Origin of the sequence: Klebsiella sp. BIGb0132 (assembly GCF_024810075.1) — a bacterium.
Lineage (GTDB): Bacteria > Pseudomonadota > Gammaproteobacteria > Enterobacterales > Enterobacteriaceae > Klebsiella > Klebsiella terrigena.
In genome coordinates this window covers 113,090-131,746 of sequence record NZ_JANUDW010000004.1, presented here as the reverse complement: position 1 = coordinate 131,746, position 18,657 = coordinate 113,090, and the positions used below count along the sequence as shown (strand labels likewise).

Annotated in this window: 21 protein-coding genes; 17 read left to right on the top strand and 4 right to left on the bottom strand. The window is 57.7% G+C overall.

Going from position 1 to position 18,657, the window contains the following annotated elements; translation table 11 throughout:
• Positions 1 to 40 precede the first annotated feature (40 nt).
• A complete protein-coding gene (locus M2416_RS13925) occupies positions 41 to 730 on the bottom strand; it encodes a hypothetical protein (protein WP_259224922.1) in 690 nt (229 codons plus the stop codon).
• Between the two features lie 259 nt (positions 731 to 989).
• Here M2416_RS13925 and melR point away from each other — a divergent pair, with 259 nt between their 5' ends.
• On the top strand, positions 990 to 1,928 hold the full coding sequence (gene melR, locus M2416_RS13920) for a transcriptional regulator MelR (protein ID WP_076947077.1): 939 nt from the start codon (positions 990 to 992) through the stop codon (positions 1,926 to 1,928).
• A 65-nt stretch (positions 1,929 to 1,993) separates the two neighbouring features.
• Here the strand turns inward: melR and proP are convergent, their stop codons facing one another.
• The gene (gene proP / locus M2416_RS13915) at positions 1,994 to 3,496 is read right to left on the bottom strand and encodes a glycine betaine/L-proline transporter ProP (protein WP_259224919.1); all 1,503 of its coding nucleotides are present in this window, start codon (positions 3,494 to 3,496) and stop codon (positions 1,994 to 1,996) included.
• Positions 3,497 to 4,038: 542 nt separating this feature from the next.
• On the opposite strand from proP, the gene M2416_RS13910 reads away from it, so the two are divergent.
• The 12 genes from M2416_RS13910 (at position 4,039) to phnP (ending at position 12,925) form a co-directional block, all read left to right on the top strand.
• Positions 4,039 to 4,374, top strand: coding sequence for a zinc ribbon domain-containing protein YjdM (locus M2416_RS13910; protein WP_041143668.1), 336 nt, complete (start codon positions 4,039 to 4,041; stop codon positions 4,372 to 4,374).
• A 243-nt stretch (positions 4,375 to 4,617) separates the two neighbouring features.
• Complete coding sequence (gene yjdN / locus M2416_RS13905) at positions 4,618 to 5,052, top strand: VOC family metalloprotein YjdN (RefSeq protein WP_076947090.1); 435 nt, start codon at positions 4,618 to 4,620, stop codon at positions 5,050 to 5,052.
• Positions 5,053 to 5,213: 161 nt separating this feature from the next.
• Complete coding sequence (gene phnF / locus M2416_RS13900; protein WP_259224907.1) at positions 5,214 to 5,939, top strand: phosphonate metabolism transcriptional regulator PhnF; 726 nt, start codon at positions 5,214 to 5,216, stop codon at positions 5,937 to 5,939.
• Entirely contained in the window at positions 5,940 to 6,392 is a 453-nt protein-coding gene (gene phnG, locus M2416_RS13895; protein ID WP_045853406.1) for a phosphonate C-P lyase system protein PhnG, read from the top strand.
• Entirely contained in the window at positions 6,389 to 6,973 is a 585-nt protein-coding gene (gene phnH, locus M2416_RS13890) for a phosphonate C-P lyase system protein PhnH (RefSeq protein ID WP_041143665.1), read from the top strand. The genes phnG and phnH overlap by 4 nt, the downstream gene beginning before the upstream one ends.
• Positions 6,973 to 8,037, top strand: a complete 1,065-nt coding sequence (locus M2416_RS13885; RefSeq protein WP_259224897.1) for a carbon-phosphorus lyase complex subunit — start codon at positions 6,973 to 6,975, stop codon at positions 8,035 to 8,037. Before phnH ends, M2416_RS13885 begins: the two co-directional genes overlap by 1 nt.
• Entirely contained in the window at positions 8,030 to 8,878 is an 849-nt protein-coding gene (locus M2416_RS13880) for an alpha-D-ribose 1-methylphosphonate 5-phosphate C-P-lyase PhnJ (RefSeq protein WP_041143663.1), read from the top strand. Before M2416_RS13885 ends, M2416_RS13880 begins: the two co-directional genes overlap by 8 nt.
• The gene (gene phnK, locus M2416_RS13875; protein WP_259224896.1) at positions 8,875 to 9,633 is read left to right on the top strand and encodes a phosphonate C-P lyase system protein PhnK; all 759 of its coding nucleotides are present in this window, start codon (positions 8,875 to 8,877) and stop codon (positions 9,631 to 9,633) included. The genes M2416_RS13880 and phnK overlap by 4 nt, the downstream gene beginning before the upstream one ends.
• Positions 9,634 to 9,718: 85 nt before the next feature.
• Positions 9,719 to 10,405 carry a phosphonate C-P lyase system protein PhnL gene (phnL, locus tag M2416_RS13870; RefSeq protein WP_259224894.1) on the top strand — a complete coding sequence of 229 codons (687 nt, stop codon included), beginning with the start codon at positions 9,719 to 9,721 and terminating at the stop codon, positions 10,403 to 10,405.
• Complete coding sequence (gene phnM, locus M2416_RS13865; RefSeq protein WP_076947079.1) at positions 10,402 to 11,538, top strand: alpha-D-ribose 1-methylphosphonate 5-triphosphate diphosphatase; 1,137 nt, start codon at positions 10,402 to 10,404, stop codon at positions 11,536 to 11,538. The genes phnL and phnM overlap by 4 nt, the downstream gene beginning before the upstream one ends.
• Positions 11,538 to 12,101 carry a ribose 1,5-bisphosphokinase gene (gene phnN, locus M2416_RS13860; RefSeq protein WP_041143659.1) on the top strand — a complete coding sequence of 188 codons (564 nt, stop codon included), beginning with the start codon at positions 11,538 to 11,540 and terminating at the stop codon, positions 12,099 to 12,101. The genes phnM and phnN overlap by 1 nt, the downstream gene beginning before the upstream one ends.
• 65 nt (positions 12,102 to 12,166) lie before the next feature.
• Entirely contained in the window at positions 12,167 to 12,925 is a 759-nt protein-coding gene (phnP, locus tag M2416_RS13855) for a phosphonate metabolism protein PhnP (protein ID WP_259224892.1), read from the top strand.
• A 46-nt stretch (positions 12,926 to 12,971) separates the two neighbouring features.
• On the opposite strand, the gene yjdP is transcribed toward phnP, so the two are convergent.
• Positions 12,972 to 13,322, bottom strand: coding sequence for a DDRRRQL repeat protein YjdP (gene yjdP / locus M2416_RS13850; protein ID WP_076947081.1), 351 nt, complete (start codon positions 13,320 to 13,322; stop codon positions 12,972 to 12,974).
• 69 nt (positions 13,323 to 13,391) lie between these two features.
• Positions 13,392 to 13,841, bottom strand: a complete 450-nt coding sequence (gene rpiB, locus M2416_RS13845; protein ID WP_143717732.1) for a bifunctional allose-6-phosphate isomerase/ribose-5-phosphate isomerase RpiB — start codon at positions 13,839 to 13,841, stop codon at positions 13,392 to 13,394.
• 359 nt (positions 13,842 to 14,200) lie between these two features.
• Between rpiB and M2416_RS13840 the strand changes: the two genes are divergently transcribed.
• The 4 genes from M2416_RS13840 to alsC all read left to right on the top strand — a co-directional run bounded on the left by M2416_RS13840 (position 14,201) and on the right by alsC (position 18,652).
• Positions 14,201 to 15,088: a MurR/RpiR family transcriptional regulator gene (locus M2416_RS13840; RefSeq protein ID WP_041143655.1), complete on the top strand. Its 888-nt coding sequence runs from the start codon at positions 14,201 to 14,203 to the stop codon at positions 15,086 to 15,088.
• A 65-nt stretch (positions 15,089 to 15,153) separates the two neighbouring features.
• The gene (alsB, locus tag M2416_RS13835; protein ID WP_259224883.1) at positions 15,154 to 16,089 is read left to right on the top strand and encodes a D-allose transporter substrate-binding protein; all 936 of its coding nucleotides are present in this window, start codon (positions 15,154 to 15,156) and stop codon (positions 16,087 to 16,089) included.
• 71 nt (positions 16,090 to 16,160) lie between these two features.
• A complete protein-coding gene (gene alsA / locus M2416_RS13830; protein WP_123709964.1) occupies positions 16,161 to 17,693 on the top strand; it encodes a D-allose ABC transporter ATP-binding protein AlsA in 1,533 nt (510 codons plus the stop codon).
• Entirely contained in the window at positions 17,672 to 18,652 is a 981-nt protein-coding gene (gene alsC, locus M2416_RS13825) for a D-allose ABC transporter permease (RefSeq protein WP_041143652.1), read from the top strand. Before alsA ends, alsC begins: the two co-directional genes overlap by 22 nt.
• Positions 18,653 to 18,657: the final 5 nt, after the last annotated feature.

Sequence of the window (18,657 nt, the reverse complement as noted above, 5' to 3'; positions counted from 1 at the left end):
AATATCCGCCTGAAAAACCGTTTAATAAAATTGATCATGATTATCGAACCATCCTGGTGATGATGTCAGCAATGCTCTCATCTGATGTTTCTTGCTTAAACGCGCCTGCCCGCTCAAACAGTGGCTCTACCAGGAAATACATCATTTCCAGCTCTTGTGCATACAGCGCGGCGTAATAGGACGGATAGATATAATGAAGGCGATGAGCGCTATCCGCCGCCTTCTGCACGACGCCATATACGCCAAACCCTGCTAAAACCCCCGCAGCTCTGCCCCCTGCTAAGGCGCTCATATCAAGGCTTAGATTCATACCGATGGCGATAGCAGAGGCCGTCGCTAACGCGAACCCTGAGCTTGTCAGCGAGCTTGCGGCGATATGCACATTAACCGCCATTAACATTTTCTTGATGTGTTCTATCTGAGCGGAGGTTTTGTATTTAAATAGTTCTGAAAAATATATTTTAAGCATATCATAGACAACATCCCCATGCTCAATAAGATAAATAACGCCATTCCTGAAGCGTATATCTTCGGCCTTTTGTTGCTGACAAACGTCCTGATATTCATCAGTAAAACAGGATGCGTAGTACAGCGCGCGTTTTGCACCGGCCCCCATCGTTTCAATATGCCTTGATACAGCCTTTCCGACGCCCGTTAATGCGCGGTCGAACTTCAGTGCGAGGATTTTATTAGACTGCAAATATCTTATGACTTCATTGCTGTAGTACATAGCGTCTCCATGCTAATTCTCATTAAGTCCAACGATGATTTTTATCAAGGGGGAAGTGTTCTGTAAATCGTCGGATACAGGGTAACGCGATGCTCAGCATGAAAAAAATCCGCATACCCCATAGTTACCCGCCACAAAATCTGAGCTTTCGGGAACAAAATGGCAGAAAAGCAGAGAAAATGGGCGATTGGATCCGCTAAGATAGGCGCATATCGGTGCAAAAAACAGCAGCTATGACGATGCAGGAATCCGAAGCCCTATGGAAAAAAACCTTACGCCGCAGCCTCCCGACCCGCATATGAGCAGCAGCGACGAGAAAAATACCCGCAGTCCGCTGGCGCTCTATTCGGAGTACCAGCGCATGGATATCGAGCTGCGCACCCCGCACGCTATGACCACCAGCCACTGGCACGGTCAGGTAGAGGTTAACGTCCCCTTCGACGGCGACGTGGAGTATCTGATTAACAACGAGGTGGTGAGCATCAGGCAGGGCTATATCAGCCTGTTCTGGGCCTGTACGCCGCATCAGCTCACCCGTCCCGGCAGCTGCCGGCAGATGGCCATCTTTAACCTGCCGATGCATCTGTTTTTGTCCTGGCCGCTGGACCGGGAGCTTATCAACAACGTCACCCACGGCATGGTCATTAAATCTCTCGCGGCGCAGCAGCTCAGCGTCTTTGAAGTCCAGCGCTGGCAGCAGGAGCTCGCCAGCGACAACGAGCAGATCCGCCAGCTGGCTATCGAAGAGATCGCCCTGATGCTCAAGCGCTTTAGTCTCTCAGGCTGGCAGCCGATTCTGGTCAACAAAACCTCGCGCACGCACAAGCACAGCGTCTCGCGGCACGCGCAGTTTTACGTCAGCCAGATGCTCGAATTTATCGCCGCGCACTACGATCGGGCGCTGACCGTCGATGCGGTTGCCGAACACGTTAAGCTCAACCCCAACTACGCGATGGGCATTTTTCAACGGGTGATGCAGCAGACCATGAAGCAGTACATCACCGCCATGCGCATTAACCACGTCCGCGCCCTGCTCAGCGATACCGATAAAACTATCCTGGATATCGCCCTGACCGCCGGCTTTCGTTCCAGCAGCCGCTTCTACAGCACCTTTAGCAAGTACGTCGGCATGCCGCCGCAGCAGTACCGCCGGCTCAGCCAGCAGCGCCGACAGAACCTGCCGCCGAATGAGGCCTAAACGGCCATAAAAAATGCCGCCGGGGGAGGCCCGCGGCGGCATTTTTCACATTCCAGGCGAATTAATCAGTCGTTAATTCGCGGGTGCTGATCCACCAGACGGGAACGTTTTTCCTGCAAATCGGCAATTTCCTGATCGAGATCTTCGATTTTGTTTTCGATATTGTCGTAGTGCTCGCCGAGGATCTCTTTCGCTTCCTGAATATCCGAAGCCGCAGGCGTCGCCCCTTTCAGCGGACGGTTCGCCGTCTCCTTCATCGTCAGGCCGGTCATCAGACCAATCACCGCAATCACCATCAGATAGTAGGCCGGCATCATCAGGTTCTGCGTGGTTTCCACCAGCCAGGCCGCCAGAGTTGGCGTCAGACCGGCAACCAGCACCGAGATGTTAAAGGCGCTGGCCAGCGCGCTGAAGCGGATATGGGTCGGGAACATCGCGGGCAGCGAAGAAGCCATCACCCCGATAAAGCAGTTAAGCACCACCGCCAGCAGCAGCAGACCGCCGAAAATCAGGCCGATAACGTTGCTGTTAATCATGATAAAGGCCGGAATCGACAGCGTGAACAGCGCCACGCTACCAATCAGGATAAACGGACGACGGCCGAAGCGGTCGCTGAGCATCCCGATAACCGGCTGCACAAACAGCATCCCGACCATAATCGCGATGATAATCAGCACCCCGTGATCTTCCGAGTAGTGCAGGTTATGCGACAGGTAGCTCGGCATATAGGTCAGCAGCATGTAGTAGGTCACGTTGGTGGAAATCACCAGACCGATACAGGTCAGCAGGCTACGCCAGTGTTTGGTTGCAATCTCTTTGAACGAGACCTTCGGACCGTCCTGCAGCCCTTCGCGGTCGCCCTGCTCCAGGGTTTCAACGTGCTGCTGGAACGCCGGAGTCTCTTCCAGAGCGTGACGCAGATAAAGACCAATAAGCCCTAACGGCAGCGCGAGGAAGAACGGCAGGCGCCAGCCCCAGCTGAGGAAATTCTCCTCGCCGACAACGCTTGAAATCAGCACGACCACGCCCGCGCCGAGGACAAACCCGGCAATGGAACCGAAGTCCAGCCAGCTGCCCATAAAGCCGCGCTTACGGTCAGGCGAGTATTCGGCGACGAAGATTGAGGCGCCGGTGTACTCTCCGCCCACCGAGAAGCCCTGCGCCATCTTACACAGCAGCAGCAGAATCGGTGCCCAGATACCAATCGAGGCGTACGACGGAATAAGACCAATACAGAAGGTACTTATCGACATGATAACGATGGTTATCGCCAGAATCTTTTGTCGACCGTACTTATCGCCGAGCATGCCAAAGAACAGGCCGCCTAGCGGACGAATCAGGAACGGAACGGAGAATGTCCCTAGCGCGGCAATCATCTGCACGCTGGGATCGGCACCGGGGAAGAAGACTTTACCTAAGGCGTACGCCACGAAGCCATACACGCCGAAATCGAACCACTCCATCGCATTACCCAGCGACGCTGCGGTGATCGCTTTTTTCAGCTTGCCATCGTCAATGATGGTCACATCCCGCAGAGTGATTGGCTTTACTTTTTTCCTTTTAAGCATAATTTTCCTCTAAAGCTTCGCCGTGAGCGCACGGATCTCCGCCAAACGGCAATACCGTTTGCGTCGTGCGTTGGGAGCGGCCAATTGCTGTGCTCCTCTTTTCAAGCGTAGCAGGTTTGCCTGCACTGTCTGCTGACAGTCCGTACAACCGAACCTGTTGACGCCTGCTCTGGCGTAAATGAAACAATAAATAGAGCTACGAATAGACCTGATGAATTTACGAACTCGCCTTTTTACCCTAACAGCGTTTAAATTTGGGATCAACTTCACGAAAAATTGTTCGCCATATTACAGAGCCAGGCGGCATTAATAAGTTCAATGAATATGCACAGGCAGTGATTTATTTTTGGATATCCCACCTCCGGCAGCACATCGAATATTGCTGATTTTTGATCGATAAAGAGAATATTCCCGCAGCGGTACTATCGGAAAAAGTGGCCGACAAATGGCCGTCACTGCGCTATAATAGCAATCACTTTCGGCTATCAGCCGCCTTTTAATGGGCCAACGGCCTGTTTTATACAGTAATCATGAGGAACGCCATGCAACTCCCACAGTGTCCTAAATGCCATTCTGAGTACACCTATGAAGACAACGGCATGTTTATCTGCCCGGAATGCGCCCATGAATGGAACAATGCCGAGCCGGCGGAAGATAATGATGCGCTGACGGTGAAAGATGCCAACGGCAATTTACTCGTCGATGGCGACAGCGTCACCGTGATTAAAGATCTGAAGGTTAAAGGTAGCTCTTCGATGCTGAAAATCGGCACTAAAGTGAAGAATATCCGCCTGGTAGAAGGCGATCATAACATCGACTGCAAAATTGACGGTTTTGGTCAGATGAAGCTCAAATCCGAGTTCGTCAAAAAGAACTAACGCTATTTCCTTTTCGCTGAATCGTTATTTTCCCGGCCACACCCGCCGGCCGGGAAAATGAACGAATATATCTCCGCGCTATCGTCCCGCCTATTTCCCGCCTCCTCGGCGATGACTGCCGAGCGCATCGCGCCTGGCGCAGGCCAGATATTGTCCTCATCCACCTCCTGACGCCGCCGCCTGGCTTAAATCGCCAGGCACCCTCTACGCTTAATGGGTCAATCGTTATCTGAGGTCATGATTATGTCTTTAAGCCCCTATATCGCCTTCAGCGGCAACTGCGCTGCGGCCATCGCGTTCTACCAGCAGGCGCTGGGCGCAGAACTTGTCCAGCAGATCACCTACGGCGAGATGCCGCAGAATATGCAGGATGCCGAGGACGGCTGCCCCTCCGGTCAGCATCTCGCCGCCGACTGCATCGCCCACGCCAGCATGCGCGTGGCGGGCAGCGAGCTGATGCTGGGCGACAGCCCCACCAGCGACAGCGAACGCTATGCCGGCTTCACGCTGGTGCTGGATACACTGGACCTGGATGAAGGTAAACGCTGGTTTGACAGCCTCGCCGCAGAAGGACGTATCGAAATGGCCTGGCAGGAAACCTTCTGGGCCCACGGCTTTGGCAAAGTTTTCGATCGCTTCGGCATCCCGTGGATGGTGAACGTCGTCAAGCAGCCTTAATGCCTCTCCCTCAGGGCGGGCTCTCCCGCCCTGTCATCACCTTTGCGCTAACTCTTCATCCTGCGGTCATTATGTTTTAACCGAAATGTAACAAAAACAGGTCAGGATCGGGCCACTCTCAGAGGGAAATCCCTTCTTCTGCTTAGTGAGGCTCGACTGACATGTACTTATCCAGACATCCGACCAGTTATCCTACCCGGTATCAGGAAATTGCCGCCAGGCTAGAGCAAGAGCTTCGTCACCACTACCGCTGCGGCGACTATTTGCCCGCGGAGCAGCAGCTGGCCACCCGTTTTGAGGTCAACCGCCATACTCTGCGCCGGGCAATAGACCAGCTGGTTGAACGCGGCTGGGTTCAGCGCCGTCAGGGCGTCGGCGTGCTGGTGCTGATGCGGCCGATCGACTATCCGCTGAACGCCCAGGCGCGCTTCAGCCAGAACCTACTCGAGCAGGGAAGCCATCCGACCAGCGAAAAGCTGCTGTCGGTGGTGCGCCCTGCCAGCAGCCACGTCGCCGAGGCCTTCGCGATCAACGAAGGCGATAACGTCATCCATCTGCGCACCCTGCGCCGGGTGAACGGCGTCGCGCTGTGCCTGATCGACCACTACTTCACCGACCTGCGCTTCTGGCCCGCGCTGCAAACCTTCAGCCAGGGTTCACTGCACGATTTTCTGCGCCAACAGCTGGACGTCGAGCTTACCCGCGCGCGCACCAAAATCAGCGCCCGCCGCGCGCAGGCCAAAGAGAGCAACATTCTGGGGATCCCCAACATGGCGCCGCTGCTGTGCGTAAGAACCCTCAACCACCGTCCCGGCGAGCAGAACGCGACGGAGTACTCCGTCAGCCTCACCCGGGCGGACATGATCGAATTCACCATGGAGCACTGAATGCACTTTGATACCGCAACCCGCCAGCGCTGGATGTCCGTGCTGGCCCACAGTGAACCGCAGGAGCTTCTGGCGCGGATGCAGACCCTGCAGCTGGCGCCGCAGTACGAATCCATTCGCGCTCCGGAGACCGGCCTCGTGCAGCTCCAGGCGCGCATGGGGGGCATCGGCGATCGTTTCTTCGCCGGTGATGCCACCCTGACCCGGGCGGCGATCCGCCTCGCCGACGGCACGCTCGGCTACAGCTGGATACTGGGGCGCGATCGCCCCCATGCCGAACGCTGCGCGGCCATCGACGCCTTGATGCAGTCGCCACACCACTTTCATTCCTTAATGGAAACCCTGATTACCCCGCTGGAAGAACAACGAAGCGCGCGCATTGAAGCCCGACGCGCCGAGGTCAACGCCAGCCGGGTCGATTTCTTCACTCTGGTTCGCGGAGATAACGCATGACCTTACAAACCGCCTTTACCCTACCGGCGCAGGATGCCCAACACAGTTTTCGTCGCCTGCTGAAAGCCATGAGCGAGCCGGGCGTTATCGTCTCCCTGCAGCAGCTTCAGCACGGCTGGCAGCCGCTGAACGTCGCCTCGACCAGCCTCCTGCTGACGCTTGCCGATCGCGACACGCCGGTCTGGTTTACCGCAGCGCTGCATAACGATCTTGTCGGCCAGAACCTGCGTTTTCATACCGGCGCGCCGCTGGTTGAGCAGCCGCAGCAGGCGGTTTTTGCCGTCACCAACGAGCGCATCAGCGCCGAACAGCTGAACGAGCTCTCCGCCGGCACCGTTGTCGCTCCGGAAACCGGCGTAACGCTGATCGTCCAGCTCCCGAGCCTCAGCGGCGGACGCATGCTGCGTCTGACCGGCGCCGGCATTGCCGAAGAGCGGATGATCGCCCCGCAGCTGCCGGACTGCATCATTGATGAACTGACCGAGCGCCCGCACCCGTTCCCCTTAGGCATTGACCTGATCCTGACCTGTGGAGAACGTCTGCTGGCCATCCCGCGCACCACCCACGTGGAGGTTTGCTAATGTACGTTGCCGTCAAAGGCGGTGAGAAGGCGATAGTCGCCGCTCACGCCCTTCAGGAACACAAACGACGAGGCGATGGACGGCTTCCTGAAATTAGCGTTGAACAGATTACCCAGCAGCTGAACCTGGCGGTTGACCGGGTGATGACCGAAGGCGGCATCGCCGATCGCGAGCTGGCGGCGCTGGCGCTCAAGCAGGCCAGCGGCGACAGCGTCGAGGCCATTTTTTTACTCCGCGCCTACCGCACCACCCTGCAGAGGCTGGCGGTCAGCGAGCCGGTAAACACCGCCGGCATGCGCCTGGAGCGGCGAATTTCGGCGGTCTATAAGGATATCCCCGGCGGCCAGATGCTCGGCCCGACCTACGATTACACCCACCGCCTGCTCGATTTTACCCTGCTGGCCAACGGCGAGGCGCCGGCGCTGAAAACCGCCGAGCAGCCGCCGGAAGCCACGCCGCACGTCTTTAACCTGCTGGTCCAGCAGGGGCTGGCGAAAGCAGAGCAGCAGACCCTCGCCGAGCCTGACGATATCACCCGCAGCCCGCCGGTTTACCCCTGCTCGCGCTCATCGCGCCTGCAGCAGCTGGTGCGCGGCGACGAAGGCTATCTGCTGGCGCTGGCCTACTCGACCCAGCGCGGCTACGGCCGCAACCACCCGTTTGCCGGTGAAATACGCAGCGGCTACGTGGCGGTAGAGATCGTTCCGGAGGAGCTGGGCTTTGCGGTCAATATTGGCGAGCTGCTGATGACCGAATGCGAAATGGTCAACGGCTTCGTTGCCCCGCAAGACGAGCCCCCGCACTTCACCCGCGGCTACGGCCTGACGTTCGGCATGAGCGAGCGCAAAGCGATGGCGATGGCGCTGGTTGACCGCGCGCTCCAGGCGCCGGACTACGGCGAGGAGGCGGCCGGTCCGGCGCAGGACGAAGAGTTTGTGCTGGCCCATGCCGATAACGTCGAGGCCGCGGGCTTCGTGTCGCACCTTAAGCTGCCCCACTATGTCGATTTCCAGGCCGAACTGGCGCTGCTGAAACGCCTGCAACGGGAGAACGAACGTGGCTAATACCCTCTCCGGCTATAACTTCGCCTATCTTGATGAGCAAACCAAGCGCATGATCCGCCGCGCCATTCTGAAAGCCGTCGCCATCCCCGGCTATCAGGTGCCGTTCGGCGGCCGCGAAATGCCGATGCCCTACGGCTGGGGGACCGGCGGTATCCAGCTGACCGCCAGCGTGATTGGCGAGAACGACGTGCTGAAGGTGATTGACCAGGGCGCCGACGACACCACCAACGCGGTATCGATTCGCCAGTTCTTCACCCGGGTGACCGGCGTCGCCACCACCGAGCGCACCGAAGACGCGACGCTTATCCAGACCCGCCACCGGATCCCGGAAACGCCGCTGACGGAAGATCAGATCCTGATTTTCCAGGTGCCGATCCCGGAACCGCTGCGCTTTATCGAGCCGCGCGAAACCGAAACCCGCACCATGCACGCGCTGGAAGAGTACGGCGTGATGCAGGTCAAGCTGTACGAAGACATTGCCCGCTTCGGCCACATTGCGACCACCTACGCCTACCCGGTGAAGGTCAACGGCCGCTACGTGATGGACCCGTCGCCAATCCCGAAATTCGATAACCCGAAAATGCACATGATGCCGGCGCTGCAGCTGTTCGGCGCCGGGCGCGAAAAGCGCATCTACGCGGTCCCGCCCTATACGCCGGTGGAAAGCCTCGATTTTGACGATCATCCGTTCACCGTCCAGGAGTGGGATGAGCCCTGCGCCATCTGCGGCTCGCGCCACAGCTATCTTGATGAAGTGGTGCTGGATGACAGCGGCAAGCGCATGTTTGTCTGCTCCGATACCGACTACTGCCGCCAACAGAGCGAGGCGCAACAAAAATGAGCCAACCGTTACTTGCGGTCAATAACCTGACCCACCTCTACGCGCCGGGCAAAGGCTTCAGCGACGTCTCTTTTGAGCTGTTCCCGGGGGAAGTGCTGGGCATCGTCGGCGAGTCCGGCTCCGGCAAAACCACCCTGCTGAAGGCCATCTCCGCGCGCCTCGCGCCGCAGCAGGGCGAGGTGCTGTACCACAGCCGCTCGCTGTACGCGATGAGCGAAGCGGATCGCCGCCGCCTGCTGCGCACCGAGTGGGGCGTGGTGCATCAGCACCCGATGGACGGCCTGCGACGCCAGGTCTCAGCGGGGGGCAATATCGGCGAACGCCTGATGGCCACCGGCGCGCGCCACTACGGCAATATTCGCGCTACCGCCGGACGCTGGCTGGAAGAGGTGGAGATCCCGGCGTCGCGCATCGACGACCTGCCGACCACCTTTTCCGGCGGTATGCAGCAGCGCCTGCAGATCGCCCGCAATCTCGTCACCGAGCCGAAGCTGGTGTTTATGGATGAACCCACCGGCGGACTGGACGTGTCGGTGCAGGCTCGCCTGCTTGACCTGCTGCGCAGCCTGGTGGTGGAGCTGAACCTCGCGGTGGTGATTGTCACCCACGATCTCGGCGTCGCGCGCCTGCTGGCTCACCGCCTGCTGGTGATGAAGCAGGGTCAAGTGGTGGAAAGTGGTTTAACCGACCGGGTGCTCGACGATCCGCACCATCCCTATACCCAGCTGCTGGTGTCGTCGGTCTTGCAGAACTAGCCCACGAACACATTCGCTGGGTCAGGTAGCCCGGACGGGCGCGTCGCGTCGCCTCCGGGAAAACTCAGGCACAATGAGGCAACAAATGAACGCCATCCGCGTTGAAAACGTACATAAAACCTTTGTCCTGCATCAGCAAAACGGCGTCCGCCTGCCGGTGCTCGCCGACGCTTCGCTAACGGTTAACACCGGAGAGTGCGTGGTGCTGCACGGCCACTCAGGCAGCGGTAAATCCACCCTGCTGCGCTCGCTGTACGCCAACTACCTGCCGGACACCGGGCATATTCACGTCCGCCACGGCGAGGAGTGGGTTGACCTGGTGAGCGCCTCGGCGCGCAAGGTGCTGGAAGTGCGTAAAACCACCATCGGCTGGGTGAGCCAGTTTCTGCGGGTCATTCCGCGGATTTCGGCGCTGGAGGTGGTGATGCAGCCGCTGCTGGATCTCGGCGTCCCGCGCGAAGCGTGCGCCGCCAAGGCCGCGCGCCTGCTGACGCGCCTGAACGTCCCGGAACGCCTGTGGCACCTTGCCCCGTCCACCTTCTCCGGCGGCGAGCAGCAGCGGGTCAACATCGCCCGCGGCTTCGCCGTTGACTATCCGATCCTCCTGCTCGACGAGCCTACCGCCTCCCTCGACGCCAAAAACAGCGCCGCGGTGGTGGAGCTGATTAACGAGGCTAAAGCGCGAGGCGCGGCTATCGTCGGCATTTTCCATGATGAAACGATACGCAACCTGGTGGCCGACCGGCTGCATCCGATGGGAATAACAGCATGATTATCAACAACGTAAAACTGGTTCTCGAAGATGAAGTGGTGGACGGTTCGCTGGAGGTGCAGGAGGGCATGATTTACGCGTTTGCCGAAAGCCAGAGCCAGCTGCCGCAGGCTATCGACGGCGAGGGCGGCTGGCTGCTGCCGGGGCTCATCGAGCTGCATACCGATAATCTGGACAAGTTTTTTACCCCGCGCCCGAAGGTTGACTGGCCCGCCCACTCGGCGATGAGCAGCCACGATGCGCTGATGATCGCCAGCGGGATCACCACCGTGCTGGATGCGGTGGCCATCGGCGACGTCCGCGACGGCGGCGACCGGCTGGAGAATCTGGAAAAGATGATCAACGCCATCGAGGAGACGCAAAAGCGCGGCGTTAACCGCGCCGAGCACCGCCTGCACCTGCGCTGCGAGCTGCCGCACCACACCACCCTGCCGCTGTTTGAGAAGCTGGTTGGCCGCGAGCCGGTGAGCATGGTCTCCCTGATGGACCACTCTCCGGGACAGCGCCAGTACGCCGACCGCAGCAAGTACCGCGATTACTACCAGGGGAAATATCATCTGACCAACGAAGAGATGGACCGCTTCGAAGAGGAGCAGATGGCGCTGGCGGCGACCTGGTCACAGCCGAACCGCGAAACCATCGCCGCCATCTGCCGCGAACGTAAGATTGCCCTCGCCAGCCACGATGACGCCACTCGTGAACACGTCGTCGAATCGCACCAGCTTGGCAGCGTGATCGCCGAATTTCCCACTACCTTAGCCGCCGCTGAGGCCTCGCGTCAGCACGGCATGAACGTGCTGATGGGAGCGCCGAATATCGTGCGCGGCGGCTCGCACTCCGGCAACGTCGCCGCCCACCGGCTGGCGGCCGACAATCTGCTGGATATTCTCTCATCCGACTACTATCCCGCCAGCCTGCTGGATGCCGCCTTCCGCATCGCCGATGACGACGGCAACCGCTTTACGCTGCCGCAGGCGATTCGCCTGGTGAGCAAAAATCCGGCGCAGGCGCTGGGGCTAGGCGACCGCGGGGCCATTGCCGAAGGTAAACGCGCCGACCTCGTGCTGGCCCATCGCCGCGGGGAGCATGTGCATATCGACCACGTCTGGCGTCAAGGAAAGAGGGTCTTCTAATGTCCGGGAAACTGATTTGGCTGGTGGGGCCTTCCGGCTCAGGAAAAGATAGCCTGCTGGCGGCGCTCCGCCAGCGCGAGCACTCGCAGCTGCTGGTTGCGCATCGCTATATTACGCGCCCCTTTAACGCCGGGAGCGAGAACCATATCGCCCTCAGCAAGCAGGAGTTTTTTAGCCGCGCCGAGCGCCAGCTTTTTGCGCTGAGCTGGCACGCCAATAATAATTACTACGGCATTGGCATCGAAATTGACCTCTGGCTGCACGCCGGTTTCGACGTGGTGGCCAACGGCTCCCGCGCGCATCTGGCGCAGGCCCGAGCGCGCTACGCCGACGCCCTGCTGCCTATCTGCCTGCAGGTCACGCCGGACGTGCTGCGCCAGCGTCTGCAGCAGCGCGGTCGGGAAAATGAAACGGAGATCGCCCAGCGGCTTGAGCGCGCCGCGCGCTACGCGCCAACGGACTGCCTGACGCTCAACAACGACGGCACTCTCGGGCAATCGGTGGAGCAGTTCTTCACGCTTCTGCGCCGCCGCTACGCCAGGCAAGAGAATCAGCATGCCTGACCGTCAGCGACGCGAAGGGTACGCCAGGCCATCCTGGTTTTAAAAAAGCGCTGTAAGGAGGAGGTATGAGCCTGACTATCCGCTTAACCGGCACCGGCGGCGCCCAGCTGGTGCCGGTCTTCGGCTGCGACTGCGCCGCCTGTCGCCGTGCCCGCACTCATGAGGCCCACCGCCGCCGCCCCTGCAGCGCGGCGGTGAAGTTCAACCACGCCGTGACCCTGCTGGACGCCGGCCTGCCGGACCTGATGGAGCGCTGGCCCGCCGGAACTTTTCAGCAGATCTTGCTCACCCATTACCATATGGATCATGTCCAGGGCCTGTTCCCGCTGCGCTGGGGCGTGGGCGCGCGGATCCCGGTTTTTGGTCCGCCGGATGAAGCGGGCTGTGACGATCTGTTTAAGCATCCCGGGCTGCTGGATTTTAGCCATACCGTTGCGCCCTTTGTGATGTTCGAGCTGCAGGGGCTCAGGGTGACCCCGCTGCCGCTAAACCATTCAAAGCTGACGTTCGGCTATCTGCTGGAGTCGGCGCACAGCCGCGTGGCGTGGCTGTCGGATACCGCCGGGCTGCCGGAGAAGACGCTGAAGTTCCTGCTCAATAACCAGCCGCAGGCGATGATTATCGACTGCAGCCACGAGCCGCGTCCGCAAACCCCGCGTAACCACTGCGATTTAAATACGGTGCGGGCCATCAACCTGATCGTGGGCTGCCCGCGGGTCATTCTCACCCATATCGGCCACCAGTTTGATGCCTGGATGATGGACAACGCGCTGCCGCCGGGGTTTGAGGCGGGCTATGACGGTATGGAGATCGTGCTGGATTAAGCCCGGTCCCGGCACAAGCAGGGGAAGCGGCGCGATCGGGGCAGGATCAGTAGTCGTCGTCCAGCCGACGGCGATCGTTTTCCAGCTGCCGACGATCCTGATCCAGCTGGCGCTGGCGATCGTCAAGCTGTCGACGGCGATCGTCCAGCTGACGCTGCCGATCGTCGTACTGCCGCTGGCGATCGCTGCTTTGCTGACGGCTGCCCTGATAGCGTCCATCATCATCGCGGCCGTCGTTATAGCGATCGTCGTCATCGGAGCGACTATCGCCAGGGCGGTAAGCATCGCTAATCGCCTGCTGAATATTGCCGATGGCGTCGTCAATAAGATCGGCGTGCGCAAGCTGGCTGCTCAGCGACAGGGTGCAGAGGATCAAAGCGGTCAAATAGCGTTTCATAGGGCCAGTCTCTTCGGGGGGCTGGCCCTACGGTAATCAACGCCCGTCGCCGCGAGTAGCGGAGGAATCTCAAATCTGCTGCTGCTCAATCGCCGCGATTGCGTCAATTCGTGCCTGATGACGACCGCCTTCAAATTCACTATCCAGCCAGGCGTCAACGATCATTTTGGCCAGCTCCAGGCCTATCACACGCGCGCCGAATGCCAGCACATTCGTATTGTTATGCTGACGTGAAAGCTGGGCTGAATAGGGTTCGCTGCACACCACCGCACGAATGCCGGGATGCTTATTGGCGGTAATCGAGATCCCAACGCCGGTACCGCAGATCAGGATCCCGCCATCCGCTTCACCTGTCACAATGGCCTGCGCGACGGCGCTGGCGTAGCGCGGATAATCCGTCCGCTCGGACGACCACGTCCCCTTATCCAAAGCCTCGATACCCCGCATCTGCAGGTGCATAAGGATCTCGTCTTTGAGGATGAACCCCACGTGATCGCAGCCAATGGCAATCCTTTTCATACTTAGCCTCGCCTGTTGTTAACTTTACAAAAACTATTGACGTTGTGATTTAAGCCGTAAATAACGGCGATAAAGCGCGCAAAAAACCGCCTTTAAGCATCTTTCTACACGGCAATTTTTCACAAATCAAGCGCACAAAACGAGCTATCTACGGCATGCGCCAGCAGCAAACCAGGCCAATAAAAACATAACTAATTGTTTTAAATTTGATTTAATTAAAGCAAACATCTCCACACGCAGCGCAACTTCACAAAAAACCCAACTTTATAAAATTTATATTTTTGTGAAGTTGATTGTATATTTTCTGCCTGGAGTGTGGTGATATAGTGTCGTCTTCATTTTATGGACAAGAGAAAGCGATGAGTCAGTCAGAATCCAGTTCGCTCCCCAACGGTATCGGTCTCGCCCCCTGGTTGCGTATGAAGCAAGAAGGGATGACCGAAAATGAAAGCCGGATCGTCGAGTGGTTGCTTAAACCCGGCAACCTGAGCGATGCCCCCGCCATTAAAGATGTGGCGGAAGCGCTATCGGTTTCCGAAGCGATGATCGTTAAGGTTTCCAAACTGCTGGGTTTCAGCGGTTTTCGTAACCTGCGCAGCGCCCTGGTGGAGTATTTCTCTCAATCTGAACAGGTACTCCCTGCCGAGCTCTCCTTTGATGAAGCGCCGCAGGACGTGGTGAATAAGGTGTTTAACATTACCCTGCGCACCATCATGGAAGGCCAGTCGATCGTGAACGTCGATGAGATTCATCGTGCGGCGCGCTTTTTCGCCCAGGCCAACCAGCGCGATCTGTACGGAGCGGGCGGTTCGAACGCCATCTGTGCCGACGTCCAGCACAAGTTTCTGCGCATCGGCATGCGCTGCCAGACCTATCCGGATGCACATATCATGATGATGTCCGCCTCGTTATTGAAAAAAGGCGATGTCGTGCTGGTCGTCACCCACTCCGGGCGCACCAGCGATATTAAATCCGCAGTCGAACTGGCGAAAAAGAACGGGGCTAAAATTATCTGTATTACGCACAGCTACCATTCGCCGATTGCTAAACTAGCTGATTTTATTATTTGCTCGCCAGCACCAGAAACGCCCTTATTAGGCAGGAACGCCTCTGCGCGTATACTACAACTGACATTATTAGATGCTTTTTTTGTTTCCGTCGCCCAACTGAATATTGAACAGGCCACTTTAAATATGCAAAAAACCGGCGCTATTGTTGATTTCTTTTCACCAGGCGCGCTGAAGTAAATAAAAACACCGATCCCACGATCGGTGGGATCAATATTACTGTATCCTACACCGAGAATACGACTATGAATAAATATCTGAAAATTTTCAGCGGCGCGGCTATGGGCGTAATGCTATCCACCAGCGCTTTTGCCGCCGCCGATTATGCCGTGGTATTAAAAACGTTATCAAACCCGTTTTGGGTTGACATGAAAAAAGGTATTGAAGACGAGGCCAAAACCCTCGGCGTCAGCGTCGATGTTTTTGCCTCCCCCTCAGAAGGCGATTTTCAATCACAGCTGCAGCTATTTGAAGATTTAAGCAACAAGAACTACAAAGGTATCGCTTTCGCCCCGCTCTCCTCGGTAAACCTGGTCATGCCGGTAGCCAAAGCCTGGAAGAAAGGTATTTTTCTGGTTAACCTCGATGAAAAGATCGACATGGATAACCTGAAGAAGGCCGGCGGTAACGTTGAAGGATTCGTCACCACTGACAACGTCGCGGTCGGGGCGAAAGGGGCCGACTTTATTATCGGCAAGCTGGGCGCTGAGGGCGGCGAAGTGGCCATCATCGAAGGTAAAGCCGGCAATGCCTCAGGGGAAGCCCGCCGCAGCGGTGCGGCGGAGACCTTCAAAAAAGCCAGCCAGATCAAGCTTGTTTCCAGCCAGCCTGCCGACTGGGATCGCATTAAAGCGCTGGATGTCGCTACCAATGTTCTGCAGCGTAACCCCAACCTGAAAGCCTTTTACTGCGCTAACGATACGATGGCAATGGGCGTTGCCCAGGCCGTAGCCAACGCCGGTAAAAGCAAAACGGTACTGGTCGTCGGCACTGACGGTATTCCCGAGGCGCGCAAAATGGTCGCTGCCGGACAGATGACCGCAACCATCGCCCAGAACCCGACCAATATCGGCGCTACGGGCCTGAAAATGATGGTCGATGCCGCGAAGACCGGTAAGGTCATTCCTCTGGATAAAACGCCAGAATTTAAGCTGGTGGACTCGATTCTGGTCACGAAGTAACTTTCCGCTGGGTGATTGAATTCCCTTTACCCTCATGGCTACCAGCGGGTAAGAATAAATAAGGAGTGATTATGGTCACGCCATATATTTCAATGGCGGGGATCGGCAAATCCTTTGGTCCGGTTCACGCATTAAAATCGGTCGATTTAACCGTTTACCCGCATGAAATACATGCATTGCTCGGGGAAAACGGTGCCGGTAAATCAACGCTAATGAAAGTTTTGTCGGGGATCCATGAACCGACCAAAGGTACCATTACGATTAACAACGTTAATTATGACAAGCTCGATCATAAATTAGCCGCGCGGCTTGGCATCGGCATTATTTATCAAGAACTCAGCGTGATCGATGAATTAACGGTGCTGGAAAATTTATATATTGGCCGACATCTGACAAAAAAAGTCTGTGGCGTCAATATTATCGACTGGAAAGAGATGCGCTTACGGGCGGCAATGATGCTGCTGCGCATCGGATTAAAAGTCGATTTAGACCACAAGGTGGCGAATCTCTCGATCAGCCACAAGCAGATGCTGGAAATTGCCAAAACGCTGATGCTGGATGCCAAAGTGCTGATTATGGACGAACCGACCTCCTCTCTGACCAACAAGGAGGTCGACTACCTGTTCCTGATCATGAACCAGCTGCGCAAAGAGGGCACCGCCATCGTCTATATCTCGCACAAGCTGGCGGAAATCCGCCGCATCTGCGACCGCTACACGGTGATGAAGGACGGCAGCAGCGTCTGCAGCGGAATGGTCAGCGAGGTCAACAACGAAGAGATCGTCCGCCTGATGGTCGGCCGCGAGCTGCAAAACCGTTTTAACGCGATGAAGGAGAGCGCCGGAAACGTCGCAAGCGAAACGGTTTTCGAGGTCAAAAACGTCACCAGCCGGGACAAGAAAAAGGTCCGCGATATCTCCTTTAGCGTGAGCCGCGGCGAAATCCTCGGCTTCGCCGGTCTGGTGGGCTCCGGACGCACGGAGCTGATGGACTGCCTGTTCGGCGTCGACAGGCGTAGCGGCGGTGAAATCCTCCTCAACGGCAAAGCGATCACCCCTCGCTCGCCGCTGGACGCCTTGAAGAAAGGCATGGGCTACATCACCGAGAGCCGTCGCGATAACGGCTTCTTCGGCAATTTCTCCATCGCCCAGAACATGGCGGTCAGCCGGAGCCTGAAGCATGGCGGCTACAAAGGCGCGATGGGGCTATTTCGCGAAGGAGACGAGCGCAAGACGGCGGAAGAGCAGCGCAGGCTGCTGGCGCTGAAGTGCCATTCGGTCGATCAGAACATTGGCGAGCTTTCCGGCGGGAACCAACAAAAGGTCCTTATTTCCAAATGGCTGTGCTGCAACCCCGAAGTCCTCATTTTTGATGAGCCGACGCGCGGCATCGATGTCGGCGCGAAAGCCGAAATTTATAAAGTGATGCGCCAGCTGGCCGATGACGGAAAAGTCATTCTGATGGTGTCATCCGAACTTCCTGAAATTATCACCGTCTGCGACCGCATTGCCGTGTTCTGCGAAGGGCGACTGACGCAAATTCTGACCAATCGCGACGACATGAGCGAAGAGGAGATTATGGTATGGGCACTGCCGCAAGAGTAAAAGGCGAGACCGATGGCAAAAAGCCGTTTAACTTCGCGCTGTTCTGGGATAAATACGGCACCTTTTTTATCCTCGCGATTATCGTCGCGATTTTCGGCACGCTGTCGCCGGAATACTTTCTGACCACCAACAACATCACGCAAATATTTGTCCAGAGCTCGGTCACGGTGCTTATCGGCATGGGCGAGTTCTTCGCGATCCTGGTGGCCGGCATCGACCTCTCCGTCGGCGCGATTCTGGCGCTTTCCGGGATGGTCACCGCCAAGCTGATGCTGGCGGGGGTCGATCCGTTCCTCGCGGCGCTGATTGGCGGCGTGCTGGTCGGCGGCGCGCTGGGAGCGATTAACGGCTGCCTGGTCAACTGGACAGGCCTGCATCCGTTCATTATTACCCTCGGCACCAACGCCATTTTCCGCGGCATCACCCTGGTTATCTCCGACGCCAACTCGGTATACGGCTTCTCATTTGATTTCGTTAACTTCTTTGCCGCCAGCGTGCTGGGGATCCCGGTGCCGGTCATCTTCTCGCTCATCGTGGCCGTCATTTTATGGTTCCTGACCACCCGCATGCGGCTGGGCCGCAACATCTACGCCCTCGGCGGTAACAAAAACTCCGCCTTCTATTCCGGCATCGACGTCAAGTTCCACATGCTGCTGGTATTCATTATTTCCGGCGTCTGCGCCGGGCTGGCGGGCGTGGTCTCAACGGCGCGCCTCGGCGCCGCTGAGCCCCTGGCCGGCATGGGTTTTGAAACCTACGCCATCGCCAGCGCCATTATCGGCGGCACCAGCTTCTTCGGCGGCAAGGGACGCATTTTCTCGGTGGTGATCGGCGGTCTGATCATCGGCACCATCAACAACGGACTGAACATTCTCCAGGTACAAACCTACTACCAGCTGGTGGTGATGGGTGGATTAATTATCGCGGCTGTCGCCCTCGACCGTCTTATCAGTAAGTAAGGAAT

Bases quoted from the DNA above. Each gene is read 5' to 3' on its own strand.
- phnK (WP_259224896.1), top strand. From the start codon at position 8,875: ATGAGCCAACCGTTACTTGCGGTCAATAACCTGACCCACCTCTACGCG.
- rpiB (WP_143717732.1), bottom strand. From the start codon at position 13,841: ATGAAAAGGATTGCCATTGGCTGCGATCACGTGGGGTTCATCCTCAAA.
- yjdP (WP_076947081.1), bottom strand. From the start codon at position 13,322: ATGAAACGCTATTTGACCGCTTTGATCCTCTGCACCCTGTCGCTGAGC.
- alsA (WP_123709964.1), top strand. From the start codon at position 16,161: ATGGTCACGCCATATATTTCAATGGCGGGGATCGGCAAATCCTTTGGT.
- phnN (WP_041143659.1), top strand. From the start codon at position 11,538: ATGTCCGGGAAACTGATTTGGCTGGTGGGGCCTTCCGGCTCAGGAAAA.
- alsB (WP_259224883.1), top strand. From the start codon at position 15,154: ATGAATAAATATCTGAAAATTTTCAGCGGCGCGGCTATGGGCGTAATG.
- phnF (WP_259224907.1), top strand. From the start codon at position 5,214: ATGTACTTATCCAGACATCCGACCAGTTATCCTACCCGGTATCAGGAA.
- phnP (WP_259224892.1), top strand. From the start codon at position 12,167: ATGAGCCTGACTATCCGCTTAACCGGCACCGGCGGCGCCCAGCTGGTG.
- proP (WP_259224919.1), bottom strand. From the start codon at position 3,496: ATGCTTAAAAGGAAAAAAGTAAAGCCAATCACTCTGCGGGATGTGACC.
- phnG (WP_045853406.1), top strand. From the start codon at position 5,940: ATGCACTTTGATACCGCAACCCGCCAGCGCTGGATGTCCGTGCTGGCC.
- melR (WP_076947077.1), top strand. From the start codon at position 990: ATGGAAAAAAACCTTACGCCGCAGCCTCCCGACCCGCATATGAGCAGC.
- phnL (WP_259224894.1), top strand. From the start codon at position 9,719: ATGAACGCCATCCGCGTTGAAAACGTACATAAAACCTTTGTCCTGCAT.
- M2416_RS13925 (WP_259224922.1), bottom strand. From the start codon at position 730: ATGTACTACAGCAATGAAGTCATAAGATATTTGCAGTCTAATAAAATC.
- phnH (WP_041143665.1), top strand. From the start codon at position 6,389: ATGACCTTACAAACCGCCTTTACCCTACCGGCGCAGGATGCCCAACAC.
- M2416_RS13840 (WP_041143655.1), top strand. From the start codon at position 14,201: ATGAGTCAGTCAGAATCCAGTTCGCTCCCCAACGGTATCGGTCTCGCC.
- phnM (WP_076947079.1), top strand. From the start codon at position 10,402: ATGATTATCAACAACGTAAAACTGGTTCTCGAAGATGAAGTGGTGGAC.
- M2416_RS13910 (WP_041143668.1), top strand. From the start codon at position 4,039: ATGCAACTCCCACAGTGTCCTAAATGCCATTCTGAGTACACCTATGAA.
- yjdN (WP_076947090.1), top strand. From the start codon at position 4,618: ATGTCTTTAAGCCCCTATATCGCCTTCAGCGGCAACTGCGCTGCGGCC.
- M2416_RS13885 (WP_259224897.1), top strand. From the start codon at position 6,973: ATGTACGTTGCCGTCAAAGGCGGTGAGAAGGCGATAGTCGCCGCTCAC.
- alsC (WP_041143652.1), top strand. From the start codon at position 17,672: ATGGGCACTGCCGCAAGAGTAAAAGGCGAGACCGATGGCAAAAAGCCG.